The following is a 25,892-nucleotide window of genomic DNA, read 5'->3' as shown; positions in this document are numbered from 1 at the left end:
GTCCGGCACGAGTGTCCGAAACGACCTGCCCCGTACAATATGAGACATGCTCAGGCTCGCGCTCGTCATGCACGGCTCGGCGATGCTGTACGAGATCGCGATCGCTGCCGAGATCTTCGGCGTCGACCGTTCGGAGCTGTCCCCCACCGGCGCGTGGTACGACCTCGTGGTCTGCACCGCCGACGGTGCTCCACACCCCTGGCTGGCGCACCTGCCGACCACGTCGTACGCCGGGATCGCGCACGTCGACACCGTCCTGGTGCCCTCGTCCGACGACCTCGACGAGAACCCCGACCCGGAGCTCATCGACGCGCTGCGCACGGCACGCGACCGCGGCGCCCGCATCGCCTCCCTGTGCACCGGCGCGTTCGTCCTGGCGGCGGCCGGGGTGCTCGACGGCCGGGTCGCCACGACGCACTGGATGCACGCCGAGGACCTCGCCCGCCGCTACCCGCAGGTCGACGTCCGACCCGACGTGCTCTACGTCGACGAGGGCGACGTGCTCACTTCGGCCGGCAAGACCGCGGCGCTCGACCTCTGCCTCCACCTGGTGCGTCGCGACCTCGGCGCCGCCGTCGCCAACGGGATCGCCAGGCGGCTCGTCGTGCCCGCCCACCGAAGCGGCGGTCAAGCGCAGTTCATCACCACACCCGCCGAGCCACGCGGCCCGGACGGTCTCGCACCCGCCCTCGAATGGGCACGTAGTCGTCTCGACCAGCCCCTGACCGTGCGCGACCTCGCCGGACGCGCCAACCTCAGCACCCGCCAACTCGCCCGCCGCATGCGGGCGGAACTCCAGGCCGGGCCGCTCGACTGGCTCCACCACCAGCGGATCACCCGCGCCCGGGAACTCCTCGAACGCACCGACGCCTCGATCGACCAGATCGCGACCAGCTGCGGCATGGGAACCGCCACCACCCTGCGCCGACACTTCCACCGCGTCCTCGGCGTCACCCCCACCGCCTACCGCGCAACGTTCCGCCTGGGATGACACCGCGCAACAACGACCACGCCCCGCGACGGCAGGCGTTCCGATGATCACCCAGGCGGCTGCCTGACATGGGCGGCTGAGGTGGCGGGGAAGAACAAGACTGTTTCTTCCCCGGTGCCGCCGTGCACGCTCGAAAGCACTGATCGTCGAGCTGGGGGGATCGTGTGGCGGTGACCGGTGGGGGCATCGATCGTGAGGTCGACGTCGAGCAGGAGTACGTGGCGGGCCTGTACGCCCGGCTGGACGCCATGCGCGAGGAGGCAGCCGAGCGGCTGGTGGCGGCGCGGGCCGGTGAGGACGGGGAGGCGGTGGCCGTCTGGCAGGCGGAGGTGGAGCGACTGGCCGCGGTGGAGGAGGGGTTGTGCTTCGGGCGGCTGGACATGGACGACGGTCGGCGCGTCTACATCGGCAGGCTCGGCCTGTTCCGGGACGAGGGCGGTGAACCGTTGCTGGTGGACTGGCGCGTGCCGGTGGCCCGGGCGTTCTACACCGCGACGGCGACCGCGCCGCAGGGGGTGCGGCGACGGCGGCGCATCACCACGCGAGGCCGGACGGTCGTCGCGCTCGACGACGAGTTGCTGGACCCCGCCGGTGCCGGCGACGGCGGTCTGGTCGGCGAGGCGGCGTTGTTGGCGGCGGTGACCGCGCAGCGAACCGGGCGGATGCACGACATCGTGACCACCCTGCAGGCCGAACAGGATCGGATCATCCGGCACGCGTCAGGTGGGGTGCTGGTGGTGCAGGGCGGTCCCGGCACGGGAAAGACGGCCGTCGCGTTGCACCGCGTCGCGTACCTGCTCTACACCCGTCCGCACCTGCGCACCCGCGGTGTCCTGGTGGTGGGTCCCAGCCGGATCTTCCTCGACTACATCGGCCAGGTCCTGCCCGGTCTCGGCGAGAGCAGCGTGGTGACCGCGACCATCGCCGACCTGCGGCCGGACGTCGAGGTCAGCCGGGTGGACCCGCCCGGGATCGCCCGGCTCAAGGGCGAGGCGGCCATGGCCGAGCGGCTGGCGGCGGCGGTGCGGTCACGGGTCCGGACACCGGACCACCCGGTCGACGTGGAGTTCGAGCAGCAGGTGCTCCGGCTCGACCCGCGCGGCTGCGGCCGTGCCGTGCGCAAGGCCAGGGGGACCGGACTTCCGCACAACCAGGCCAGGCTGGTCTTCCAGCGGGAGATCGTGGACGTGCTCGCGCGGCGCCTGATCGAGGGCATGGAGGCGGTCGTGCTCACCGACACCGGCGAGGCGATCGACGGCGGCAGCCCGGACGGCCGGCTCGGCGAGGCCGATCTGCGTGCGCTGGCCGCCGCGGGTGTCGTGATCGACCACGATGAGCACGACGACGGACCGAGGACCCTGTTGGACGAGACCGACCGGGCCGGTCTGCGGGACTCACTGCTCGCCGACACCGGCGTCCGGGCCGCGCTCGACCTGCTGTGGCCGGCGCTCACCCCGCAGCACGTGGTGTCCGACCTCGTGGTGGACGTCCAGGGTGAGCGGACCGACGGCTGGAGCGCCGCGGACGTCCCCTTGCTGGACGAGGCCGCGGCCCTCGTCGGCCAGGGCGACGACCACGCCATGTTCGGGCACGTGGTCGTCGACGAGGCCCAGGAACTGTCCGACATGGCCTGGCGGATGCTGATGCGCCGGTGCCCCACCAGGTCGATGACCATCGTCGGCGACCTCGCCCAGACCGGGAACCCGGCCGGCGCCCCGTCGTGGGACCGCGTGCTGCGGCCACACGTCCGGGACCGCTGGGAACTCGCCCGGCTCACGGTCAACTACCGCACACCGGCCGAGATCATGGACGCCACCGCGGACCTGCTCGCCGTCCACCACCCCGGAACGCCGCCATCCCGGTCGGTCCGCTCGACCGGCAGGACACCCTGGCGGATCGGCACCACCCGCGCCGGCCTGACCACGGTCATCACCGACCTCGCCACGGCACACACCGACGGCCAACTCGCGATCATCGCCGCGAGCACGCACATCGAGTCCCTGGCCGACGCGCTGTCCCTCACCATCCGACCGGACCTGACCGGCAAGGTGGTACTGCTGACCCCTGATCAGGCCAAGGGCCTGGAGTTCGACTCGGTCCTGATCGCCGACCCGGCCGAGATCCTCACCGCACCACTGGGCCACAACGACCTGTACGTCGCCATGACCAGGGCCACCCACCAGTTGGGCGTCGTGCACCCCGGTCGGCCACCAGCCGAACTGGCCGCCATCCCGGAACTCCCACCCGATCCGATCACACCAGCCGACCGACGGTGACCCTTCCCCGGTCGGAGAACCTCCTCCGCTCAGCGCGAGGCAAGATCGGCGACATCGCGCCGCGGCGAAGCCAGGAGCTGTCGGAATCGGCGCCGCTCGTCGCACGCAGTCGCGTAAGGTCACCGATGGTTACTTGATGTCACCCAGCACTGGCGGGGGATCGGGTGGTTGACGAACGACCGAGCACCTCTTATGACGCCTTCCTGTCCTACAGCCATGCCGCGGACGACCGGCTCGCGCCGGCGGTCGAAGTGGGTCTGCACCGGCTGGCCAAGCGGTGGAACCAACTGCGGGCGCTGCGGGTGTTCCGCGACCAGACCAACCTCGCCGCCAACCCGGACCTGTGGGGCACCATCACCGCCGCGCTGGGTCGTTCCCGCTTCTTCGTCCTGCTGGCCTCACCCGAGGCGGCGGCGTCGCCGTGGGTGGGACGCGAGGTCGAGCACTGGGTCGAGCACCGTGAGCGGGAGACCTTCCTGATCGTGCTGACCGGCGGCACGATCGCCTGGGGCGGGAACGACTTCGACTGGGACCGCACCGATGCGTTGCCGCCGCGGCTGCGTGGCTGGTTCACCGCCGAGCCGTTGTGGGTCGATTTGAGTTGGGCGCGCGAGGAGAGTCAGCTGTCGCTGGGGCACGCCGGCTTCCGCCGGGCCGTGGCGGCCGTGGCCGCGCCGATCCACGGCAGCGACGTCGACGCCATCGACAGCGAGGACGCGCGACAACACCGACTCGGCAGGCGATTACGCCGGATCGCGGTGGGCGGGGTCGCACTGCTGCTCACCGTCGCCTTGGTGTTGAGCGCCCTGCTCTGGTCCCGGACCGAGGACCAGCACACCGCGGACCTCTCGCGCGGGCTCGCGGCCCGCAGCCAGGCCGTGGGCGACCGGGACCCGGAGTTGGCACGGCTGCTCGCCCTGGCCGGTCACGCGGTCGACCCGACCGCCGAGTCCCGCACGGCGATGCTCCTGGCCGCCGACCGCGCCGGTCTGGCCGCCATGGACGGCGGCGAGGCCCCGGTGCACGCCGTCGCCGTCGGTCCGCGCGGCACGCTGGTCGCCGGGACGATGGAGGTGCGCCACTGGGACCTCGCCACCCGCCGGGAGGTCGCGCCCACGCAGCCGTTGGACGACGGCCCCGTCAAGACGGTCGTGTTCAGCCCCGACCTCTCGCACCTCGCCGTCACGAGTCGGCGCAAGGTGCAGGTGTGGAGGTTGGACGAGCGGGGCGTGCCGAGCGACCCGCGACTGGTGGCCACCCATCCCCTCGACGACCTCGATCGCCCTGAGCACCGGACGGTGGCGTTCAGCCCCGACGGGGGCCTGCTGGTGGTCAGCGGGTCGGAGCATTCGGTGCAGCTGTGGGACCTGCGCACCTCCCAGCGGGTCGCCCACGGCGACCTCGGGCCGCAGTTCCCCGCCGTCACCACGTGGACCTCGAACGTGGCGTTCAGCCCGGCCGGGTCGCTGATCGCGACCAGCGGGCGCGACGGGCGGCTGCGGTTCCGCGACGCGACCACCCTGGCCCCGGTCGGTGAGCCGCTGACCACCCACCCGACCGACACCACCGACCACGCCGCACCCGCTTTGGCCTTCAGCCCGGACGGCGCGCTGCTGGCCACGGCGAGCCCGGACGGCGTCGTCCGGCTCTGGGACACCGCCGTGCGCCGTCCGATCGGCGAACCCCTCACCGCGCCCACCGGCGGCGACCCGACCACGGCACGCCCGTCGGTCGCCTTCAGCCACGACGGGCACCTCCTGGCGACGGGTGGCCGTGACGGTGCCGTGCGGCTGTTCGACGTCACGACCCGGCGCCAGGTCGGCGACCCGCTGGCCGGGCACGCCGGTCCGGTGCTGTCCGTGGCGTTCGCCCCGGACGGTCCGACGCTGGTCTCCGGCGACGGCGACGGCGTGATCCGCGTCTGGGACGTCGAGAACCACCTGCGGACCGCCGACCCGATGACCGGCCACCCCGGCCCGGTCCACGCCGCCGCGTTCAGCCCCGACAGCCGGTTCCTGGCGACCGGCGGCGACTACGGCAGGGACTTCGCCCCGCCGGCGCAGGGCTCCTACTGCGCCGAACGCAGCTGGGACGTCTGCGTCTACGGTGACGGATGGGAGGCGTCCCTGACCCGCCTCGGGTTCGACCCGGGGCTCCTGGACGACGACGAGGTCGCCCACCTCCGGTCGCGGGTCGTGGACGGACCGACCGTACTGCTGTGGGACACCGCCCGGCGCACCTCGGTCGGCCGGTTGACGACGGGCGACACGCGGACCGTGCGCTCGTTGGCGTACAGCCCGGACGGCTCGACGCTGCTGGTCGGCGGTGCACAGGCGGGGCCGGGCGTCGCGACCGCCGGCACGGTGTCCACTGTGGACCCGACCACGGGCGCGGTCCGCGTCGCCGCGCAGTACGGTCCGATCCGTCCCGTGTGGTCGTTGGCCTACTCCCCCGACGGCCGGACGGCGGCCCTGGCCTCGAACAGCCTCGAACGCGATGGTGAGAAGGCCACGGTCCACTACTGGGATCCCGTGACCGGGACGTCGACCCGAACCGTGCTGAAGGGCCGGACGGCGTACACCACCGCGTTCAGCCCTGACGGCCGGACCCTGGTCGCGGGCGCGGAGGACGGCGCCGTGCACCTGTGGCCCGTCAACGGGGGCGACGGTGTCACGTTGACGCAGGCGCACGACGGACCGGTCCGCTCCGTGGCGTTCAGCCCCGACGGCACGACGCTGGCCACCGCCGGTTCCGACAACCTCGTGTGGCTGTGGGACGTCGAGACGCGCCGGCGGATCGGCGAACCGCTGACCGGGCACAGCGGGCAGGTGTTCTCGGTGGCGTTCAGCCCGGACGGCGAGTTGCTGGCCTCCGGCGGCGGGGACGGCACGGTGAGGCTCTGGCAGGTCGACTCCCGGCAGCGGATCGGGCCCGAGCACCTCGCCCACGACGGCGCGGTGCGGGCGGTGGCCTTCAGCCCCGACGGCACGATGCTCGCCGGGGTTGGCGAGGACGGGTCGGTGCGCCTGTGGCGGGCCGGCCACCTGGTCGACGTCGAACGCGCGCTGTGCGCCCAGGTGAGCCGGTCGCTGACGGCCGAGGAGTGGGCCACGTACGCGCCGGACGTGCCGCACCGGCAGGTGTGCCCATGACCCGGATACCCGGACGGCGCCGGTGCGAGGAGTCGGAGGGGACTCGGTGATCCGCAGCCGCATCCTGGTCACGGTCTCGGCGGTGCTCGCGATCGTCTCGTGCGGCGGAGCCGATCAACCGGCACCACCGACCGCCTCGACAGCCGCATCCACGTCCGGGGTCGTACCGCTCGACCCCGAACAGCGGCTCCGGGAACTCAGCACCACCTACGGGGTCAACTCCCTTCGGTCGTGTTCGCCGGAGCATCTCGACCAGGCGCGCTGTGCCAAGGAACTGATCGGCGCCGGCAGAGCGGTCGAGAAGTTCAAGGAAGCCGTCATCGCGGACGAGACCACCACCGCGGAGCAGTCCCACAAGATCGTCGCAGTAGCGGACGACGTCCTGGGCGCGGTGAACGTCATGAAGAAGGGCGGGTGCTACGGCATGGGCCCTCCCTCCGCCGCCGCGGACTCCCTGTCGCTGTGCGACACCCTGGCGATGATCGCGACTCTGACGTGGATGGAATTGGTGTCCGTCGCAAGCGGTCAATGAGCGGGTCGGGGCGGTGTGGGTGTCGGCGCCGGGCGTCCACCAGGCAATGATCGCCCTGGCCTGTCCGATCATCTGCCTGCGAAAGCCCGAACGGTCAGACCGTCCTTCTCCATCACCCTTTCGTCGTGGTCGAGTGCACAACCGCTCGGCCTCCGCCCGCACCCGTCCGACGTCCCCCGCTACCAGGACGTCCTCGACGAGCAGGAAGCCCTCATCCCGCCGCGTCGACCGCGGCCAGCACCTCGGCCAGCACCTGCTCCGGCGACCCGACCGCCGAGTCCACGACCAGGTGCGGCTCGTCCCACCGCTCCCAACGCCCCTTCATCCGCAGCACGTGCTCCCACGACACCGTCGAGTGCCAGCCGGGGATGCCACGCGACCTGCCCTCGACCCGGCCCCGCTGCACCGCCTCGTCCGAGCACACGCACTCCACCCCGACGAAGACCCCACCCAGCCGCTCGGTGACCGAACGCCACCGCTGCCGCACCTCACGGCGGTGACCGGTCGCGTCCACGATCACGTCCAACCCGAGCTGCACCTGGCGGGCGATGGACGCGGTCACGTTCGCCTCCGCCAACGGCAGGGAGTTGTCCAATCGCAGCGCCCCGAACGGGACCAGCGCACCCAGCTGCCAGTCCATCGAGTACACCGGCGCGCGCAGCCGCCAGGCCAGCGCCTCCGCCAGGGTGCTCTTCCCGGTGCCCGGCACCCCGGCCAGCAGGACCGTCCTGGGTGGCCGGACGGCGTCCGGTCGCGGCACCGGGGTGAGTTGCTCGTAGGTCAGCTGAGCCCGCTCGGCCATCACCCACTGCAACTCCTCCCGGACCCGCTCCAGGGCCGGTGCCCGCCCGTCGTCGCGTTCGGCGGCCAGCCGCGCCCACCCCAGCACCAGGTGCTCGGGCCGCACGGTGATGTCGCCGAGCCGGTCCGACTCCCACGAGGCGGCGCCGATCAGGTCGGCGACCGCCACCGTCCCGCCGTCGAGGTCGCCCGGCGCCAAGCGCTCCAGCAGCCGGGCGGCGATCCCGTCCTCCCCGGCCAGGTCGGCGAGCAGACCGGTCACGTCGAGGAGCTCACCTCCACCCGATCGTGGGACGAACCGGGCCGAGGACGGGTGCACAGGTAGATCAACCACTGGGTCGGAACTCCTATCGGTAGACACGTGCCTGCATCTCGTGAAGCTCGGCGTACAGACCACCGCCGGCCACCAGGGCGTCGTGCGTGCCGACCTGCGACACGCGGCCATGGTCGAGCACGACGACCGGGTCGGCGGCCCGGACCGTGGCGAACCGGTGGGACACGAAACAACACCCCGCACCGGAGGCGGCGCGCCGATCGTGGACTCGCTGCGGCAACGCACCAGTTGGATACCCGCCTACCTGCCGCTGTTCGACACCGCCGTGGAAGTCCGGCCGGGCGATTCACTCGACATCGTCTTCGAACGCCGCACCAGTGACGACGGCGTCCACCCGGACTACCTGGTGCACGCCGACCTGTCCACCACAACCAGCCACGTCACCGGTTCGTGCCGCTCCATGCACCACAGTGGACCGTTGAGCGAGCGCGCCGTCCATCGCGAGCTGTGCCGATCGGCCCGAAGCGGGCCGTTCATCGCGACCCGGTGAACAGGTCGACCAGTGGATCCCAGCGGTTGCGGCGGCCCGGCGGAAACCTGTGCTGCGCCTTGGCCAACCGCCGCGAGCCCGGCCGGTACCAGCGGCGGGCCCACGGTGATCCCGGCCGGGCCACGCGGCAGGTGGCGAACAGCGCCAGCAGCGGCACGAACAGCCCCAGGATGCCCAGCAGCGTCCGTCCTTTCAGGATCGCAGCCACGGCGAACACCAGGTTCACCGCCACCAGCAGCACCGCGGCGACGCTGCCGTCGTCCGGGTCGTCGTCGAAGGGCGAGAACCCGGCGAGCAACAGCAACCCGACGACCACCGCGACCAACACGGCGTCCACCGACTGCCGCCCCTCCGGACCCCAGTACACGTCGTCCAGCCGCAGCCACAGCGCGAACTCGTCCAACGTCAGAGCCGCCCCCACCCCGAACACGACCGCGGTCACGTCGGCCCAACCCTCCGCCGGGCGGAACACCAGGCCGACCGCCCCTGCCGCCAGCAGCAGAAAGATGCCGAACACCTGGTGGTGCACATGGACCCCGCCCGCACTGACATCCCGGAACGGCCCACGCCCAGCGCGGATCATCCGCGTCACCAACCGCGTGACGACGAACGCGACCACGAAGGCCCCCAGCATCCACGCCACCACCGACCGATCGACCACCCAGCGCACTCTCCCACCCCGCCTCACTATCCGCACGACGTCACCGCGCAAACCAGCCGACCGGGACAACACCCCACGTCGAGGTCGACTGGGGTGGTGCCGGTGAGGTCACCGTCGGTATCAGGCCAGAACGTCCCGGCCGGCTGTTCCTGCACCACGTCGTGCGGGGTTCGTCCGCCAGTACCGCCGCCGACGCAGCCAGACCGGCGTCGGCGGCGGTGGGTCAGGGGGTCAGGCAGCCGCCCTCCGGGAGGTGTCCGGCGACGTAGTGCCCCGCGCCGCCGCCCGGGATGGCCGTGAGGTGGCCGACCACGCAGGCCCCTGGCTCGACGTCCACCGCGTACAGCAGGGATCCGGTCGGCGCGGGGTCGTCGGCTGCGGCGAGCCGCGCGGTGGTCGTCAGTCCCTTGGCGGTCAGCTCGCGGGTGAGGGCGGTGACGTCGTCGGCGGTGGGCGGGCGCGGCGCGGAAGTCGCGCACTTCGCCTCGGCCACCGGGCAGCTGCCGAGCAGCGACGTGGTTCGCTGGACGGCGGCGGCGACCTCCTCGGCCCGGCGGCGGCCGGCCTCGTCGAGCGGGGCCCGGCGGGTGATGTCCTCGGCGATGCGCGCGCAGTGCCGGGTGCCGGTGTCGCCGGCGGCGACGCAGCTGAACCCGCCCGACCTCGGGACCTCCGGTTCGGTCGGCTCCTCCGCGCACGCGGCGAGCGCGAGCAGCAGGGCGGTCACGCCGGCCAGATGCGCACGAGCCACTCCTCGTCCTCCGGTTCCTCGTCGGGGTCCGCCTCCCCGCGCACGAAGGCTTCCACCTGGTAGTCGCCGGGCGCGGGCAGGACGAGGGTCCTCTCCCCCAGCGCGGCCGTCACCGACCAGAGCCGCAGCTCCGTCCCGGCGGTGGTGAACACCGCTTCGGCGGACTCCCGCCACCGGGTTTCCGGGGGTTCCGGGCGGACGGCCCACAGCTCCAGCCGGATGGGCGGGTTGTGGTCGCTGCCGGCGCTGCGGAACAACACCCCGCCCGGGCCGCCGACGATCAGCCAGTCGTCGTCCTCTGGCGGCCGCAGCGACAACGCGCCGTCCATGCGCGCCATGTCCTGGAGGCAGAACCGCGAGTACTCCACGTCCACGGTGTCGTCGAACGCCGTCACGGGTCCGCGTGCGGGGGTCGTCACGGTCGACAGGCTAGCGCGGACGGCGTCGGGTCGAGGCCGCCGTCCGCGCCACGTCAGCCCGGCGTCAGGGAGTGATGATCACGTAGAACGGGTCGCCGTCGAGGAGGCGGTCCCGGCTGAGCCACTCACCGTAGTAGTTGCCGGCCGCGCCGTTGTCCGTCCTCGGCACCGGCCGCACGGCGTAGTTCCACACCGACTGCGGGTCGACCAGGGCGGCGTTCTCGTAGGTCGTGGCGAACGGGTACTCGTCGCACTCCATCTTCATCCCGCCCGGTCCGCGGGTGTAGTTGCTGGAGAAGTAGTCACGACAGGTCCGCTTGATCTTGCGTCGGGACGCGGGAATCTTCTTGTTCGTGTCGTAGGCCTTGTAGAGTCGGTGCAGCTCGCTCTCCCCGAACCGGCCCGGGACCTTCTTGCCGGAGATGATCGGCGCCACGTTGGGGCCGCCGTTCTGGGCGTCCCGGATGAACGACGCGGACTTGCCCATCGTGGCGCTGGTGGCGCTCATCTGGATCGACGAGATGGCGTGGTGGAAGACGCACCGGCCGTTGGTGTTGTAGACGTACAGGGCCGAGTCGCACCGCCAGAACTCGTGCCGCAGCGCGGTGGAGTTGGGCGGCAGCCCCTGCGACGCGATCCGGATGTGGAACAGGTAGGAGAAGTAGCCCCGCAGCTCCGCGGCGTACTTGTCGGTGCCCGGCACGGCGGTGGTGGTCGTGCGCGTCGTGAAACCGAAGGGCAGGCCGCTCAGCGCCCCCTGCCAGGCCGCGAACGGGTACCCCACGGCGAGGGCGGGCTCGTCGGCCTCGGCGGCGCAGGTGCTGGTGCGCGACGGGTCGGCGTTGAAGCAGTCGAGGGTGATCCCCATGACGGAGGGCACGGTCGTCCCGACATCCCGCAGGTGGCGCAGCCGGATGCCGAACCGGGTGTCCTGCGTGCCCGGCACGGCCGTCGCGATGACGGTCGCCTCGAAGAAGGAGTGGCCGACGGGCACGGGGTTCGGCAGCTGGAAGTGCGCGACCTCGACCTCCTGCGTCATGCAGAGGTTGAACCGGTTCTTGAACCAGAACTTCTCGACCTCGGTGTTCTCCTCGCACTCCTCGTAGCCGACGTCGTCCGCCAGGGCCTGGAACGTGCCGCTCTGCTCGTCGTACTCCGAGGGGTGGGTGGAGACCTTGTACTTGCGGTCCCGGTGGAGGTGGTAGAGGTCGTCCCCCTTGGGAGCCTGCCGCAGCAAGTGCTCGATGGCCTCCTCCCGGCTCGGGGAGTGCTGGTCCGGGCCGCCTGCGTTGAGCCGCGCCGGTTCGCGGTCCGTGCCGGGCTCGTCCGGTGCCGGGGTGCCGGTGGGCACCGGGGTGCCGGCGGGCGCCGCAACGGCGGGTGGGTTGGCGGTCAGGTCGCCGGCGGGGATGATCACCGCTAACGCCAGGGCGACAGCGGCCACGACGGTCTTGCGCCTGCTCAACGTGAACACCTCGATCTCGGCTGGGGAACGCGGGTGGTGGGCGCGGGATCAGGTGATGACGTCATAGACGTCCCACCCGCCCCCGAGGAAGACGCGGGCGTCGACGCCGGCTGCCTGCCCGAGCCTGGGCACGCGCACCGGGTGCAGCCACAGCTCACCGTTGTAGAGGGAGGTCACCAGGTCCTCGCTGCCGTTGCCGGTGACGTCGGCGAGCGTGACCGTGGCGCTGGACACGACCGCGTCGTAGGAGACGACCCGCGCGCCGGCGCCGTTCCAGCGCGCCCACGTGCTCTCGTTCACCGGGCCGTGGCTGTTCGGCATGTAGTAGACCGACCCGCCGCTGCCGGGCAACGCCGAGATGAAGTCGGGCGCGTCCTGGTACCAGGGCGCGAAGAAGTGGTACGCCCGCACGTCGCTGGACGGTCCGCCCACCGACGCGGAGACCTTGATCCTGGCGGTGAACGTGCTCGCGCCGTTGAGGAACCGGGAGTTCGGGTAGACCCAGACGGTGAACTGGCTGTCCATGGCGATCAGGTCGTCGAACCCGTCGAGGTCGGCGTCGGCGACCCAGATCCGCCGCACGGTTCCCCAGCCGGTCGCGACGACGACCGGTGGCAGCCAGGTGGAAGTGCCGTTGAACGTGCCGCTGTGCTGGTACAGGAGCAGTGCGCCGTCGCTCGCCCGGCGTGCGATCAGGTCACCGAGGTAGACCTCGCGCTCGTCCTGCTCGGTGCCGTCCTTGGCGACGCTGTCGGTGAAGTTGCCGACGCCGATCCAGTTGTGGACCTGCCAACCGGTGCCGACCTGCACGCCGGGCAGGAACGTCGACGTCCCGTTCACCAGGCCGGAGTGCGGGTGCACCTGCAGCACGCCGGACGCGCGGTTGCGCGTCACGAGGTCCGGCCAGTTGTCGCCGGTGACGTCGTAGGCGCGGCCCCCGGACAGCCCCGCGTCGGTGTTGGCCTGGATCGCCGGCCCACCGTCCGGCTCGTTGTGTGAGGGAGCTGCCGAGACCGGTGCCACCACCAGTGCGAGATGTGCCGAAATGATCAGGAGGATGCTCGTGGTCTTCACGGACCAACCTCTTCGATGACGCATGCCACCCCTTCACGGAACATGTGAATGCGCATGGGAAATACGGCCGACGTTCGCGTCGGGATTCGGCGAGGAGAGTGAATTCTTGTGCCCCGCGGACCGGCTGCCGCCGATCTGGTGCGTGATTCGCCCTCGAACCTGGCACGGCGGCGCTGAGGCCGTCAAGGAACGTGCAGCGCAGCCGAAAGCGCGCGGTGGGGTCGAGTCGTCGACGGTGATTTCGTTGTGGCTGCGCGGATTGCCGCCACCCGGGCCGGCTCGACGTGCGTCGGCACGGCCCTACCTGCCGCTGCGGTGGATTGGGTGTCCCGCCGGCAGGAGGCGGTCACCACCGCGTCCGGACCGTGGCCGGTCCCGGCTGAATCGCACGGGGCCGCAAGCGGTGAGCGAATTCGAAATCAGCGGGTGTGCCTGGCGAGGCCGCCCGGCCCTACCGGTGGGCGGTGGGACTGATGAGTGCGCCGTGGTGGAAGCCGAGGCGGGGGTCGGACCAGGGGCGCAGGCCGTCGACGTGGTCGTGCAGGTCGGGCATCTTGACGCGGAGGCGCACGGTGCACGAGGGGTAGTCGTAGACGGTGATGGTGTTGAGGCCGCGGTTGGCGGTGAACAGCAGGGTCTGGTCGGCGGAGAGCTGGCAGGCGTAGACGCCGTCGATGAGGGTGCCCCGGCTGACGCGCAGCGCGGCGAGGAAGTGCTTCGTGCTCGCCAGCGCCGAACCCCTGGTCAGGACGTCGAGGACCTGTCGTGCGGCCTGGCGTCCGGCCTTGACCTGGTGACGCAGGTCGGGTCGTTCGTCGATGATCCGGTAGGAGGAGAAGTCGGCCAGGTCGATCAGGACGACGGTGTTGCTGCCGCCGGTGCAGTAGATGAGCTCGCGGTCGGAGAGGCAGACGTCGGAGTTGATGTGCGCGGGGATGTCGCCCGCGGCCGTCCAGTGCCGCAGCACCCGGCCGGACTCGGCGTCGATCTCGAAGACGTACTCCTTGAAGTAGGCCATGGCCCACTCGTGCCAGTCACGGCCCTCCTGCGGGACCACGCGGAAGGACAGCGCGTAGAAGCGGTCCTCGGTCGGGTGAGTGGCGACGTGCCAGCAGGTGGCGGGCAGCTCGACCACCCGGTGCGTGCGGCGTTCCAGGTCGAAGATGCCGACCTCGCACGCCTCGCCGCGGCGGGGGTGGTCCATGCCACCGTAGACGAGGTGGCGCCCGGAGGCGGTGCGCTTGATCGCGTGCGGGAGCTTCAGGCCGTGGGCGCCGATGTTCTCGGCGGCGGTCAGCTTGGTGACGTCGAACTGCCAGAACGACTCGCCGACGGCGGTGATGCCCGTGGTGCCGTCCAGCCAGACGGCGTGCGTGCTGCCCTTGATCGAGGAGTCGGTGGGCTCGAAGCGCAGCGTGGACACCCGCTCGGTCTCCTCGGGCCTCGCGGTGTCGTAGAAGGCCAGGTGTTGGCCGGTGTTGCCGAGGAACCCGGTGCGCCGGTCGGGGCTGAGGCTGATCGCGTGCCCGCCGGAGAGACCGTCGTAGTACTCGATCCGGGAGGTGTGCCGTCCGCTGACCGGGTTGTAGTGGAACACGCACACCCCGGCCCGGCCCTCCAAACCGTTGAGCCCGTTGCCGTCCAGGGCGATGTGGAACGCGTAGGGGTAGTCGGCGGCTCTCGGCCCGCGGCCGACTTCCTCGATCGGGTTCACTTGTTGATCGAATCACGCCTGAACCGGGCGGGCTACGTATCGATCGGGTGACGCGTCCCGATCACCGCTCGACTGTCGCGCAGGCCGATTCCATTACGTGCCAACAGGAATCAGGCACACGAAGGCAGGCGGCCGAGGTCATCGGGTGATGACGTAGCCGTCGTCGAGGCGGTGGTCGCGGGAGCGGCGGAGGTCGGTGACGGCGAAGGTGCGCTGCACCCAGCGGTCGGCTCCGTCGTAGCGGGGGCGGAAGGGGGTGCGGCCGTGCACGGCGACCCGGTTGTCGATGATCGCCATGTCGCCCGGGGTGAGCCGGGTGGTGCGGGAGGCGTCGTCGAAGGCGCGGGCGAGATCGGCCAAGGCCGCTTCGGCTCGCTCCGTCACCGGGGTGATGGCGATCTGGGCGATCCTGATGTCGGGGTCCTCGACCGCTCCGAAGAGCACCGGCTGTGGTGCGCGGGTGGTGTCGTCGGCGCCGAAGGAGGGTGGCGGCCGGAGGACGAACTCGGGTTCGGACAGCACCTCGCGGGTGGCTTCGGGCAGCAGCGGCAGCACTTCGCGCAGGCAGGCGGTGCGCAGGCCCGCGCTGCGGTCGTGGTCGGCGCGCAGGCACAGCAGCAGGACGTGGTCGGGTTCGTGGGGGTGGAAGGCGTTCTCGTTGTGGAAGGTCAACAGCGCCGATCCGGCGTTGCCGGAGAAGTTCTCCCTGCCGGGCACGGGGACGACGTCCTGCACGAGGGCACCGGACTTCTCGGCCAGGTACGCGACCGGGTCGCCGAGTCCGCAGGCCACCATGGCGAGCACCGCCGCGGCGACGGTGGGCTCGCGCTGCACCGAGTCCGGCGCGGACGGCGTGGCGGGCAGCGCGGTCCCGTCGATCGGCAACCCGCGGATCACCAGCACCCCCTGGGGGCCCGAGTGCCGCCGGAACCGGCGCACCCCGCGTCGCAAGGACAGCGGCGCGTCGTCCCAGGCGTCCCGGGCGCGGGCGACCCACTCCGGCGCGTCCACCCGGTCCCGGTCGTCGGAGCACAGCTCCCGTGCCAGGCGTTCGACTTGAGCGGTGTCGGACGGCGACAACGCCAGTTCGGCGGTGGCGGTCGCGGCGAGCTCGGGCATCGGCGTCGGCTCCTGGTTCCGGTGCGGTCTTCGGGTCAGTGCCGCAAGGCGGACACGGCCTCGGCGACGTAGTGGTCGCCGAAGCGGAGCAGCGGCGCGTACCGGGCCGCTCGTCGGTGCCGCATCAGGCGTAGTTCGCCGACGGCGTTGTCCGGGCCGTCGGGCAGTTGGGCGATGGAGCGTTGCAGGCGCACCATCGAGTAGGCGAGCGTGACGTGCCGTTCGCCGTCGATGAGGTCGGCTTCGAGCAGCGCGTCGCGTGCGGCGGCGAGTTGCGGGTCGCGGGCGGCCAGCCGCTCGTAGGGCTCGGGCAGCACGGCGAGCAGGTCCTTCATCGCGGCGCGGAACGTCTTGTAGCCGCGGTGTTGCCGTCCGCTCAACGGACGTTCCACCTCGGGCGGCTGCATGGTGGGACGGACGGCGGCGGTGTAGTACTCGACCGGGATCGTGCTCGCGTGCGTCATGGCGGCGGGGAACCCGCGCACGAAGGTGGTCGCGTGCCCGAGCCGCCGCAGGGCTGCCTGGACGGCGCCGTGGCGCAGGTGGTGCGCGGCGTCGGTCACCGCGACCGCCGCACAGGTGTTGAACAGCACGTGCACCTGGTGGCCCACGATCCACCGCGCCGTCCACTGGGCCTCCAGCGACGTGCAGCCCGTCGCGGCGGCAGGCGAAAGCTCGTCGAGTGGGGCCTCCGGGGTGGTGGCGCCGGTGAGGTCGAGTACGGCCTGTGCCATGCCGGCGACCTCGACGGCCAGGTCGGCGCCCGACAGCGGCGCCTCGCACAGGTCGTCCAGGCCGCGCTGCACGATCGACGCGCCGTGCAGGGCGGCCTGGTGGTCGGACAGGTCCACCTCACGCACGCGGAAGAACGACTCGCTGATCGAGCCGGCCGGCAGGTCCTCGCCGACCACCGCCGCGCCCCGGGCGGACAGTGCCGCCACCAATCCGTCCGCGACCGCCGATGCCCGGCGCAGGGCGGCGGTGCGGTCAACCGGACCGGCGTGCGTCGGCACCGCGGTCAACGCCGCCGCGGTCCGCTGCGCCAGGACGCGGACCGGGAGGTCGAACTCGGGGACGGTCCCGCCGGGGCGCGGGTCCCTGAACACCGCAACAGGCGGATACCGGGAGGCCGTTGATGCGTCCACAACCGCGAGTATTCCGCCCAGCAGACCTCGCAGGATCCGCTGATCGGGTATTACGCGGTGCGAGTGAGTCCGCAAGCGTCCAGCACGTCGAAGATTTCACCACGAAGTCCACACAAATGGTGGAGGTTCACCCGGACAGCCCACGTCCACCTTCAGGCAACACCCAGACAGTTCATCCGACGGGCACTCGCGGCACGGAGGTGATCCTCTGGATCGATTGGAGTGACAACGATCGAGCCCGCTCTTCGACGACTCCGAGGCTGATACGTTCCAATCGGCCGGCAATGAGAAAGCAGTGGCCGCCGGGGTGGACGATCCAGCCGGCAACCAGGCGTTGTTCATCCCGCTCTCGCGAATATCCGATACGGCATGAAAGGCGCGATCAGTGGCTCATTGGAAGAACATCGCGGGTGGTCTTTCGGCGATGGCAGTCGGCTCGCGAACCGTGGTGTGGGGTGTCAACAGCAGCGGTCAGATCTACCACTACACCAACCACGACAACAACCCGTGGACAGGCATCCCCGGTGGGCTGGCGGACATCGGTGCGGGCGCCGACGGCACGGTCTGGGGCGTGAACTCCGGTGGCAGCATCTTCCGCTACACCGGGGACACCGACGCCAACGAGTGGCTCAACATCCCCGGCAAGCTGGCGCGCATCTCGGTGGGGTCGAGGACCAACGTGTGGGGCGTCGACCCGATCGGCGGGATCTTCCGCTACACCGGCGACGACGCCGACCCGTGGGACCGGATCCCCGGTGGACTCGTCGACATCGGCGCCGCGGCGGACGGCACGGTCTGGGGGGTCAACTCATCCGACCAGATCTACCGCTACACCTGGGCGGCCAACCACTGGATCGGCATCCCCGGCGGCCTGAGCCGGATCGACGTCGGCTCCCGGACCAGCGTGTGGGGGGTGAATTCCAGCGGCCAGGTCTACCGTTACACCAACGACGACGAGAACCCGTGGGTGGGCATTTCCGGCACTCTGTCCGACATCGGTGCGGGCGCCGACGGCACCGTGTGGGGCGTCGACTCCGTTGGCAGCATCTTCCGCTACACCGGAGACGCACCCAACTGATCGAGGTGGCCCGCTGACCCGTTCAGCGCGGTGGTGCGAGCCGATGCGCACTCACCTCGCACGTCCGATATCGCGGCTCCACCGGTCCGGCCGTGAGGTGGGGCCGGACGGATGGCCGAATCGCCCCCAGCAGATAGTCTCGTTGCGAGGTGCTGCGTGACCGTTGTCCCTTCGATGACGCGGAGTCTGCTCGAATCTTTCCTGTTCCTGTACGAGCAGGATCCCGACCGGGTCCTGTTCACCTTCGTCGATGACAAGGGTGTGGACCGCCGGCGGCTCACCGTCGCGGACCTGGCGAGTCAGGCCGACGCGGTGGCGCGCGCCCTGCCGGGGTGGGGCCTGGCCCCCGGTGACCGGGCGCTGCTGGTCTATCCCCCCTCCCTGGACTTCGTCGGGGCTTTCCTGGGCTGCCTGGCCGCCGGTGTGCTGCCGGTTCCGGTGTGCCCACCCGACCCGCTGCACCTGCGCCACGACGTGGCCGCCTTCACCCGGATCGCCGCCGACTGCGGGGCGAAGACCGCCCTGACGAACAGCACCTACGAGCTGGCCAGGACGGCAGGGAACTTCACCTCGCTCTTCGCTCGCCACCGGATGCGCTGGCCGGACCTGACCTGGCGGCGCACCGACCGTGCCCGACCCAGCGCACCCCTACTGCTGGAGTGGCGGTTGCCCGAGGACCCCGCGCAGATCGCCTTCCTGCAGTACACCTCGGGCTCGACCAGCGCCCCGCGCGGTGTCGTGGTCACCCACGGCAACGTGCAGGCCGAGGTGGAGGCGAACACCGAGGCCCTTGGCCTGGGGCCGGACACCCGCGGCGTGTGCTGGGTGCCGCACTTCCACGACCTGGGCCTGATCAGCTTCATCCTGTCCACGGTCGTCGGGAACTCCAGCACCCACCTGATGTCCCCGATGTCCTTCCTGCGCCGTCCCGCGCTGTGGATGGAGGTCATGGACCGCGTCCGTGCCACGCACACCGCCGCACCGAACTTCGCGTTCGACCTCGTGGTGCGCAAGAGCACCGAGGAGCAGCGCGCCCGTTGGAACCTGAGCTCGCTGCGGGTGGTGTGCTCGGGGGGCGAGCCGGTACGTCCGGAAACCGTCCGCGGGTTCCTCGACGCCTTCGCCCCCGCGAAACTCGCCGAGGATGCCTTCTACCCCGCCTACGGTCTGGCCGAGTGCACGTTGGGCGTGACCATGGGTGGTCGCGCGGTGCTGCGCCTGGATCGGGCCGCACTGGACCGAGGGCGCGTCGTGCCGGTGCCGGACAGCTCCGGCACGGCCGAGAGCATCACCCTGGTGGGCAGTGGCCGCGTCACCAAGGCGGATTCCCGGGTCCGGATCGTCGATCCGGGCACGCGCAGGCCCTGCCCGGAGGATCGGGTCGGGGAGATCTGGGTGGACTCCCCGACCAAGGCGGCCGGCTACTACGGGCTCGGCGAGGAGAACCGGGGACTGTTCGAGGCCTCGGTCGCGGACGACGACGATCCCCGAAGGTATCTGCGCACGGGGGATCTCGGGTTCTTCCACCAGGGGGAGCTCTTCGTCACCGGGCGCCTCAAGGACCTGATGATCGTGCGCGGCCGGAACGTCTACCCGCAGGACGTCGAGGCGAGCGCGTCCCGGGCGCACCCGCTGGTCCGGCCGGGCGGCGTGGCCGCGTTCGCCTTGGAACCGGTGCCCGGCGGGGACGCGGAGCGGGTCGTGGTCTTCGTCGAGACCCGCCAGACCCGGCTCGGCCCCGAGCGGCTGCGGGAGTTGATCCAGGCGGTACGCCACCACGTCCGCATGGACCACGGTCTGGTGTGCCACGCCGTGGTCCTCGGCGGTCCCGGGACCGTCGACAAGACCACCAGCGGCAAGGTGCGCCGCGGCGCCTGCAAGCAAGCCTTCCTCTCCGGTGCGGTCCACCGCGCCCCCACCACCCTCGTCGTGCACGAGCAGCCCGCCACGTCCGGACAGGAGTCCTCACCATGACCTCCGCCCGCACCGTGTGCGTCGTCGGGGCCGGGCCCACCGGTCTGACCCTCGCCCGCGAACTGCACCGCACCGGCCACCACCCCATCGTCCTGGAAGCCGCCGACACGCCCGGCGGCAAGTGCGCCTCCATCGACGTGGACGGCCGCGGCTACGACCTGGGCGGACACATCTGCACGCCCCGGTACACGGCCTTGGCCCAGCTCGCCTCCCACCTGGGTATCCCCACCGAACAGGCGACGCCGACCCTCGTGCACGACCCGGTCACCCGCACCTGGGCGCCGCCCGACCTCTCGCCCCTGACCCGCTCCGACGGCCACCGCCGCTACGCCGCCCTGCGCGCCGCGCGGTTCCCCGACATCGCCTCACCCGGTCTTGCCCACTCCGCACGCGCCCTGGCCGCCCCGGTGGACCAGTGGTTGGCCGACAACCGCCTCCAGCCACTCGCCGCCGCACTGGGCACCGGGTACACCTCGGCCGGCTACGGGCAGCTGCGCTCCGACTTACCCGCGCTGTACTTCGTGAAGTACGCGGAGCTCACCGGCCTGGTCTCGGACCACCCCGAGCTGATGGCGACCGCGGGTGCGTTCACCATCGCCGGCGGCTTCGGTCGGCTGTGGCAGCGGATCGCCGACACCCTGCCCGACATCCGGCTCACCACCCGCATCCACCGCGTCGAACGCGGCGGCCAAGGCGTCAGGATCACCACCGCGGCCGGTGTCGTGGAAGCCGACGACCTCGTCCTGACCGTCCCGCTCGGCAGGCTCCTGCCGGTGCTGGACGCCACCTCGGAAGAGCGGGAGATCGCGGCGAAAGTACGCCACATCGACTACCGCACCCTCGTGTTCACCGCCGAAGACCTGCCACGCTCCGGGTTCTACCTCCTGCCGGAACGGACCGGAAGCAGCTCGGCGGTCGGGCACTGCGCGTCGTTCCACCACCGCCACCACGACCGCGACGTGTACACCGGCTACGTGTACGGCAGTCCCGACCACTCCGAGGAGAAGACCGCGGAACTGCTCGGTGAGCAGACGGAACAGCTCGGCGGCAGGGTGCGGTCGGTGACGCTACAGCGCCGCTGGGAGTTCATGCCGCACTTCGGCAGCGACGACCTGCGGGAAGGGGTCCTCGACCGGCTGGAGGACATGCAGGGCCGACGGCGGACCTACCACGCGGGCAGCCTGCCCGCCTTCGAACTGATCGAGTGCACCGTGGCCTACGCCCAAGACCTCGCGCGGCGCTTCTTCCCCGCACCCACCGCCCACGCCGTCGCGCCACCGGCACCGCCGACGTCCCGGACCGCACCGCTGGACGAGGCCGAACTCGGCGTCTGGCTCTCGGCCGCCATCGCCACCGAACTGGACATCCCGCTCCAGGACATCGACCTGGACGCGCCGCTGTACGACTACCCCTTCGACTCCATCAGCTTCGCCTCCCTGCAAGCCGCCCTGTCGGACCTGCTGGGCACCCACGTGGCATCCATCGACCTGGTCAACCAGCCCACGATCGGTGCCATCGCCCACCACCTCACCGCCGGCCGGAGCACGGCGCCGGCACCCGGCCGATCCCCGTTGCTGCTCCCCATGACCACCTCACACCCGCTCTTCTGCGCGGGCGGTGCGGTCGGAACCGTCCAGTACCTGCGCCCCCTGGCCAGGGAACTCGGACCCGCGCACCCGTTCTGCGCCATCCAGGCACCCGGCCACGACGGCAGCGAGGAACCGTACACGGACGTCGAACAACTGGCCGCACGCTACGCCGAGGAAATCCGGCGGGCACAACCACACGGCCCCTACCTCCTGGGCGGCCACTCCTTCGGTGGCCTGGTGGCCTACGAGACCGGGCTGCAACTGCGAACCGCCGGTGAGGAGATCGCCAACGTCCTCCTCCTCGACACCTACGTCCCGTTCCCGGGCCAGCACCCGCCACCCCCGGACGAGACGGCGGCCATCGAGGAACTGGCGACCATGAACCGGATCGTCGACCCCACCGGCACAGCCCAACGGCCGGTGGTCGAAGCCGACACCTCCCCCGAACACCGGCGCGAACAGCTCGCCCGCCTCCTCGGCGCCACCGGGATGCTGCCCGACGAGAACTTCATCCTCGCCATGCTCCGCACCTACCAGGCCAGCCTGGAAGCGTACGTGCGCTACCAGCCACCGCCCTCCGACCTGCCCGTCACCCTCTTCACGGCAACCGACGGCTTCCCCCCGGTCCTGCGCGGCGACCGGCACATCGACCTGCCCCTGGACGACCCCCACAACGGCTGGAACCCCCGACTCCTGCCCAACCTCACCACCGTGCCGGTACCAGGAGACCACTTCACCCTCTTCCAACCACCCCACCTCACCCCACTCGCCACAGCCATCCGCCACAGCCTCACCACACCCCGATCAGCCCGCACACCCAGAACCTGACGGACAGCCGGCGACGAGCCTCGGTCGATGACCGCCTGTCGCGTCGCACTTGTGGAGGTGGCTCGACAGGGAAACGAGGTTGCGCTCGGAGATCGAAGTAACTGAAGCTCGCTGTCGTGAAGATGCATGCCACCCAACTGACCGTGGCGCTGGAGACGGTGCGCGCGTTGGTCGATGAGCAGTTCCCCCAGTGGCGGGACCTGCCCGTGAGGGGTGTCGCTTCGCAGGGGACGGTCAACGCGATCTTCCGCATCGGTGACCGGCTCGCCGCTCGTTTTCCCTTGCGGCCCGGTGAGGTCGGGTCGGTGCGGCGGTGGTTGGAGGTCGAGGCCGAGGCAGCGCGAGAGCTGGCGGGTCGCACGCGGTTCCGCACGCCGGAACCGGTCGCGCTGGGTGAACCCGGAACGGACTACCCGCTTCCGTGGTCGGTACAGACCTGGCTGCCTGGAGTGGTGGCCGCGGAGGAGGATCCGGGCGAGTCCGTCGCGTTCGCGCACGACCTCGCCGAGCTCGTCCGCGGTGTGCGCGCCATCGATACACGGGGCCGGACGTTCAGCGGGAAAGGCCGAGGAGGGGACCTGCGATCCCACGACGCCTGGATGGAGGTCTGCTTCGAGAACAGCGGACGACTCCTGGACGTCCCGAGGCTTCGCCGCGAGTGGAACGCCCTGCGCGACCTACCGCGTGGTACCGCCGGCGACACGATGACCCACGGCGACTTGATCCCCGGCAACGTGCTCGTGTCCGACGGGCGCCTGACCGGGATCATCGATGTCGGCGGACTGGGTGCCGCGGACCCCGCTTTGGATCTCGTAGGTGCGTGGCACCTGCTCGAACCCGGCCCACGGCAGGCTTTCCGCGACGACCTCGGGTGCGACGACCTTCAGTGGCAGCGCGGCAAGGCCTGGGCCTTCGAACAAGCGATGGGAGCCGTCTGGTACTACGTCGAGAGCAACCCGGCCATGAGCAGGATGGGCCGACGCACCTTGGCGCGCATCCTGGCGGACACGTCGTCGACGTGAGTCCGCCACCGGTCGGCCACTGCCCGGTCGACCCGACCCGCCGCGCCGGGGGTCAGCAGTCGAGTCTGAACCACCCGTCCCCTCACTCCGGGCGAGAACGCCAAGGCCACCTGACTGGCCTGCCAGCCGGGGACGTGGCGGCAGCCCGGGGACCATGCCCGAGGACTTGGGACGCGGCCGTCACAGGGACTATTGGGCGTCGCGTGTGAAGCGGTATTCGGGGCAGTAGTGCCAGCCGCTGTTGTCTGGCAGTGGTGCGGCCATGATCGTTTGTGCCACTTGGCGCATCTTGCCCATGTGGGCGATCGCGTGCGTGACCTGCTCCTTGGCCGTCGCGGGGTCGTCGGTGCCCCACGCGGTCTGGAGGGTGCGCAGCATGCCGCTGTACTCGCGGTTGAACGCGTGCAGGACTTCCAGGACCTTGGGGTCGTGTTGGGTGATGGTGGGGTGGGCCGCCCAGCCGCCCGGGGGCACTTCGGCCGCCGCGTAGGTGCGGGGCATGGTGATCTTGGCGCCGGTGAACGACCAGCGTTCACCGACCCGCTGCAGCTTGCGGCCGTGGTAGAGCTCGCGGAAGGCGTAGTAGTGGGAGAGCTCGCCCTGCTTGAGGTAGTGGGGGTTCTCCGGGGAGGTGGAGGTCGCCTCGCCCTGCTCCATGATGATGTCGAGGCACTTGAGCACCGTGTCCAGGTCCGCCATGGGGATGATCGCGTTGCCCTTGCCGTGCTTGAGCGACAGGTCGAAGACGATCTGCCTGCGGGCCTGGATCGCAGAAGAGCCGATGGCCTTGAAGGCGGTCTTGATCTTGCGGTAGAAGGCGCCGATCGAGGTGTAGGTCTCCGGAGCGTCCGGGGAGAAGGAGACGATGGGCTCGTCCGGCTCCTCGATCAACGAGTACATCTCCACCGTCGAGCGGGTCAGCCCGGCCAGGTGGATCTCCAGCTCCGGGCGCACGCCGCCGGGCAGCGGGCCCGGGTAGCGGGGCACCACGTCCTCCTCGGCCAGCACCGGGGTGCCGCCGATGGCGTTGAGCATGTTGCCGACCAACGCCATGTGGGACATCTCGTCGAAGATGATCTCGCGGATGCTGCTGTGGACGTCCTTGTACCTGGCCGGGTCCATGATCGACCACAGTCCGCAGGAGTACGGCGGGATGGTGGCCAACTCCAGGATCATGGCGTGTTGCAGCGCCTTCTTCAGCCACTCGATGTCGAGGTCGCCGTCCGAGGTCCCCATCCGAGCGACGATCACCGCGTCCTGATCCACTGTCGTCGTCATGGGCGTCTCCCCTGGGCCATCGCGGATGTGACCGTAGAAACGCCTCATCGTGCCCACAGGCGCGACCTCGGACACCAGTCCCTGGACGAAGTCGACCCGATCGTAGTTAGACCGACCACACGACCGGGCGCCGCGAGGTGGTTGCACTCGCCCAAGAAAGCCCGTTCCGTGCGACGCGTCCTGGATGTGCCGCCGACCGGTTCGGATTGCGCCTGTTACACACGAACAGGGTGAGAGGGCGCCTCGGTGGGGTGAAGGACCCGGTGTGCGGTGGTCGGGCGGGCTGCGGCGCAGGTAGGCAGGAGGTGCGGGCGGGTTCGTGGCCGCCGCGCGACTTGTTGTCTTCGTGAGGATGGATGATGTCTGCGCCGACGCTGAACCACCAGACCACCGGGTACGACGCCGGTCAGGCGTACTGCATGGCCAAGGCCGCCGAGTTGGCCTACCAGGACCGGGAGCGGATCGAGGCGACCGCCGCGGAGTGGGGGTTCGACCGGGTCCACCACCACTCGACGTTCGAGCCGCCGTTCGCGCTCAGCGACACCCAGGCTTACACCATGGCCAGTCCGACGATGATCGTCACCGCCTTCCGCGGCACGGAGCCGGTCCAGCTGCGCGACTGGCTGTCGGACACGACCACCCCGCCGTGGCCCGGTCCAGCGCGCACCGGTCTGGTCCACTACGGGTTCGCCGAGGCGCTGCGGGCGGTGATGCCGTCCGTGCTCGCGGCCATCGAGGAGCTGCGTGACGAAGAGCAGACGGTGTGGTTCACCGGGCACAGCCTCGGTGGCGGGCTGGCGATGCTGGCCGCGGCGTGGCTGCACTTCGAGGATCCCCGGCTCTCGGCCCAGGGCGTCTACACCTTCGGCCAGCCCCGCACCTGCGACCGCGCCTTGGCCTCCGCCTACGACAAGGCACTGCAAGGGCGCACGTTCCGGGTGGTCAACAACAACGACATCGTCGCCCAGGTCCCACCGGAGCCGGTGTTCCACCACGTCGCGTCGCTGCGCTACATCGACTCCTCCGGCCGGGTCCGCGAGTCCATGCCCGCGGTGTCCAACCTGCTCGACCGCGGCAAGGGCATGGTCGCCGACCCGTTCGCCCCGGCCGGCGACGGAATGCGGGACCACCTGATGAAGGCGTACGTGGCCGCTTTGGAGAAGAACCTGCCCTGATGCCGATCCTGGCGCACGGGTCCG

General features: G+C 71.0%; 20 protein-coding genes. 10 read left to right on the top strand and 10 right to left on the bottom strand.

Annotated elements, in window-relative coordinates; genetic code table 11:
* Nucleotides 1-46 precede the first annotated feature (46 nt).
* The 4 genes from ACYVLT_RS08210 (at nt 47) to ACYVLT_RS08195 (ending at nt 6,951) form a co-directional block, all read left to right on the top strand.
* Nucleotides 47-991 (top strand): GlxA family transcriptional regulator, encoded by a 945-nt coding sequence (locus ACYVLT_RS08210; protein WP_461119517.1) that lies wholly within the window; start codon nt 47-49, stop codon nt 989-991.
* 248 nt (nt 992-1,239) lie between these two features.
* The gene (locus tag ACYVLT_RS08205) at nt 1,240-3,267 is read left to right on the top strand and encodes a HelD family protein (RefSeq protein WP_461119572.1); all 2,028 of its coding nucleotides are present in this window, start codon (nt 1,240-1,242) and stop codon (nt 3,265-3,267) included.
* Nucleotides 3,268-3,431: 164 nt separating this feature from the next.
* Nucleotides 3,432-6,419: a toll/interleukin-1 receptor domain-containing protein gene (locus ACYVLT_RS08200; protein ID WP_461119516.1), complete on the top strand. Its 2,988-nt coding sequence runs from the start codon at nt 3,432-3,434 to the stop codon at nt 6,417-6,419.
* A 46-nt stretch (nt 6,420-6,465) separates the two neighbouring features.
* Entirely contained in the window at nt 6,466-6,951 is a 486-nt protein-coding gene (locus ACYVLT_RS08195) for a hypothetical protein (RefSeq protein WP_461119515.1), read from the top strand.
* 211 nt (nt 6,952-7,162) lie between these two features.
* On the opposite strand, the gene ACYVLT_RS08190 is transcribed toward ACYVLT_RS08195, so the two are convergent.
* Nucleotides 7,163-8,014, bottom strand: coding sequence for an AAA family ATPase (locus ACYVLT_RS08190; RefSeq protein ID WP_461119514.1), 852 nt, complete (start codon nt 8,012-8,014; stop codon nt 7,163-7,165).
* Between the two features lie 112 nt (nt 8,015-8,126).
* On the opposite strand from ACYVLT_RS08190, the gene ACYVLT_RS08185 reads away from it, so the two are divergent.
* Complete coding sequence (locus ACYVLT_RS08185; protein ID WP_461119513.1) at nt 8,127-8,576, top strand: hypothetical protein; 450 nt, start codon at nt 8,127-8,129, stop codon at nt 8,574-8,576.
* Here the strand turns inward: ACYVLT_RS08185 and ACYVLT_RS08180 are convergent.
* From ACYVLT_RS08180 to ACYVLT_RS08145, 8 genes are all read right to left on the bottom strand, one after another.
* On the bottom strand, nt 8,560-9,237 hold the full coding sequence (locus ACYVLT_RS08180) for a hypothetical protein (protein ID WP_461119512.1): 678 nt from the start codon (nt 9,235-9,237) through the stop codon (nt 8,560-8,562). The two genes, ACYVLT_RS08185 and ACYVLT_RS08180, sit on opposite strands and share 17 nt — an antisense overlap.
* A gap of 223 nt (nt 9,238-9,460) precedes the next feature.
* The gene (locus ACYVLT_RS08175; protein ID WP_461119511.1) at nt 9,461-9,988 is read right to left on the bottom strand and encodes a hypothetical protein; all 528 of its coding nucleotides are present in this window, start codon (nt 9,986-9,988) and stop codon (nt 9,461-9,463) included.
* Nucleotides 9,961-10,407: a hypothetical protein gene (locus ACYVLT_RS08170; protein WP_461119510.1), complete on the bottom strand. Its 447-nt coding sequence runs from the start codon at nt 10,405-10,407 to the stop codon at nt 9,961-9,963. The genes ACYVLT_RS08175 and ACYVLT_RS08170 overlap by 28 nt, the downstream gene beginning before the upstream one ends.
* Nucleotides 10,408-10,471: 64 nt before the next feature.
* Nucleotides 10,472-11,872, bottom strand: coding sequence for a NucA/NucB deoxyribonuclease domain-containing protein (locus ACYVLT_RS08165; RefSeq protein ID WP_461119509.1), 1,401 nt, complete (start codon nt 11,870-11,872; stop codon nt 10,472-10,474).
* Between the two features lie 48 nt (nt 11,873-11,920).
* On the bottom strand, nt 11,921-12,946 hold the full coding sequence (locus ACYVLT_RS08160) for a hypothetical protein (RefSeq protein ID WP_461119508.1): 1,026 nt from the start codon (nt 12,944-12,946) through the stop codon (nt 11,921-11,923).
* Nucleotides 12,947-13,397: 451 nt separating this feature from the next.
* Entirely contained in the window at nt 13,398-14,660 is a 1,263-nt protein-coding gene (locus ACYVLT_RS08155) for a hypothetical protein (protein WP_461119507.1), read from the bottom strand.
* A gap of 138 nt (nt 14,661-14,798) precedes the next feature.
* On the bottom strand, nt 14,799-15,779 hold the full coding sequence (locus ACYVLT_RS08150) for a TauD/TfdA family dioxygenase (protein ID WP_461119506.1): 981 nt from the start codon (nt 15,777-15,779) through the stop codon (nt 14,799-14,801).
* 35 nt (nt 15,780-15,814) lie between these two features.
* On the bottom strand, nt 15,815-16,885 hold the full coding sequence (locus ACYVLT_RS08145; RefSeq protein ID WP_461119505.1) for a hypothetical protein: 1,071 nt from the start codon (nt 16,883-16,885) through the stop codon (nt 15,815-15,817).
* A gap of 424 nt (nt 16,886-17,309) precedes the next feature.
* Between ACYVLT_RS08145 and ACYVLT_RS08140 the strand changes: the two genes are divergently transcribed.
* From ACYVLT_RS08140 to ACYVLT_RS08125, 4 genes are all read left to right on the top strand, one after another.
* Nucleotides 17,310-18,002 (top strand): tectonin domain-containing protein, encoded by a 693-nt coding sequence (locus tag ACYVLT_RS08140; protein WP_461119504.1) that lies wholly within the window; start codon nt 17,310-17,312, stop codon nt 18,000-18,002.
* Nucleotides 18,003-18,158: 156 nt separating this feature from the next.
* The gene (locus ACYVLT_RS08135) at nt 18,159-19,976 is read left to right on the top strand and encodes a fatty acyl-AMP ligase (protein WP_461119503.1); all 1,818 of its coding nucleotides are present in this window, start codon (nt 18,159-18,161) and stop codon (nt 19,974-19,976) included.
* Nucleotides 19,973-22,393, top strand: coding sequence for a thioesterase domain-containing protein (locus tag ACYVLT_RS08130; RefSeq protein ID WP_461119502.1), 2,421 nt, complete (start codon nt 19,973-19,975; stop codon nt 22,391-22,393). The genes ACYVLT_RS08135 and ACYVLT_RS08130 overlap by 4 nt, the downstream gene beginning before the upstream one ends.
* A 122-nt stretch (nt 22,394-22,515) precedes the next feature.
* Nucleotides 22,516-23,415, top strand: a complete 900-nt coding sequence (locus tag ACYVLT_RS08125; RefSeq protein ID WP_461119571.1) for an aminoglycoside phosphotransferase family protein — start codon at nt 22,516-22,518, stop codon at nt 23,413-23,415.
* 189 nt (nt 23,416-23,604) lie between these two features.
* Here ACYVLT_RS08125 and ACYVLT_RS08120 read toward each other — a convergent pair whose 3' ends face one another.
* Nucleotides 23,605-24,693 (bottom strand): ferritin-like domain-containing protein, encoded by a 1,089-nt coding sequence (locus tag ACYVLT_RS08120; RefSeq protein ID WP_461119501.1) that lies wholly within the window; start codon nt 24,691-24,693, stop codon nt 23,605-23,607.
* A gap of 359 nt (nt 24,694-25,052) precedes the next feature.
* Between ACYVLT_RS08120 and ACYVLT_RS08115 the strand changes: the two genes are divergently transcribed.
* Nucleotides 25,053-25,868: a lipase family protein gene (locus ACYVLT_RS08115; protein ID WP_461119500.1), complete on the top strand. Its 816-nt coding sequence runs from the start codon at nt 25,053-25,055 to the stop codon at nt 25,866-25,868.
* Nucleotides 25,869-25,892 lie beyond the last annotated feature (24 nt).

Source organism: Saccharothrix stipae (genome assembly GCF_054781895.1).
The sequence above is the reverse complement of the archived record's forward strand: the minus strand, read 5'-3'. Positions and strand labels throughout refer to the sequence as shown.

Excerpts from the sequence above, each read along its gene's own strand:
- ACYVLT_RS08210 (WP_461119517.1), top strand. The coding sequence starts at position 47 with ATGCTCAGGCTCGCGCTCGTCATGCACGGCTCGGCGATGCTGTACGAG.
- ACYVLT_RS08130 (WP_461119502.1), top strand. The coding sequence starts at position 19,973 with ATGACCTCCGCCCGCACCGTGTGCGTCGTCGGGGCCGGGCCCACCGGT.
- ACYVLT_RS08120 (WP_461119501.1), bottom strand. The coding sequence starts at position 24,693 with ATGACGACGACAGTGGATCAGGACGCGGTGATCGTCGCTCGGATGGGG.
- ACYVLT_RS08115 (WP_461119500.1), top strand. The coding sequence starts at position 25,053 with ATGTCTGCGCCGACGCTGAACCACCAGACCACCGGGTACGACGCCGGT.
- ACYVLT_RS08125 (WP_461119571.1), top strand. The coding sequence starts at position 22,516 with ATGCATGCCACCCAACTGACCGTGGCGCTGGAGACGGTGCGCGCGTTG.
- ACYVLT_RS08205 (WP_461119572.1), top strand. The coding sequence starts at position 1,240 with ATGCGCGAGGAGGCAGCCGAGCGGCTGGTGGCGGCGCGGGCCGGTGAG.
- ACYVLT_RS08150 (WP_461119506.1), bottom strand. The coding sequence starts at position 15,779 with ATGCCCGAGCTCGCCGCGACCGCCACCGCCGAACTGGCGTTGTCGCCG.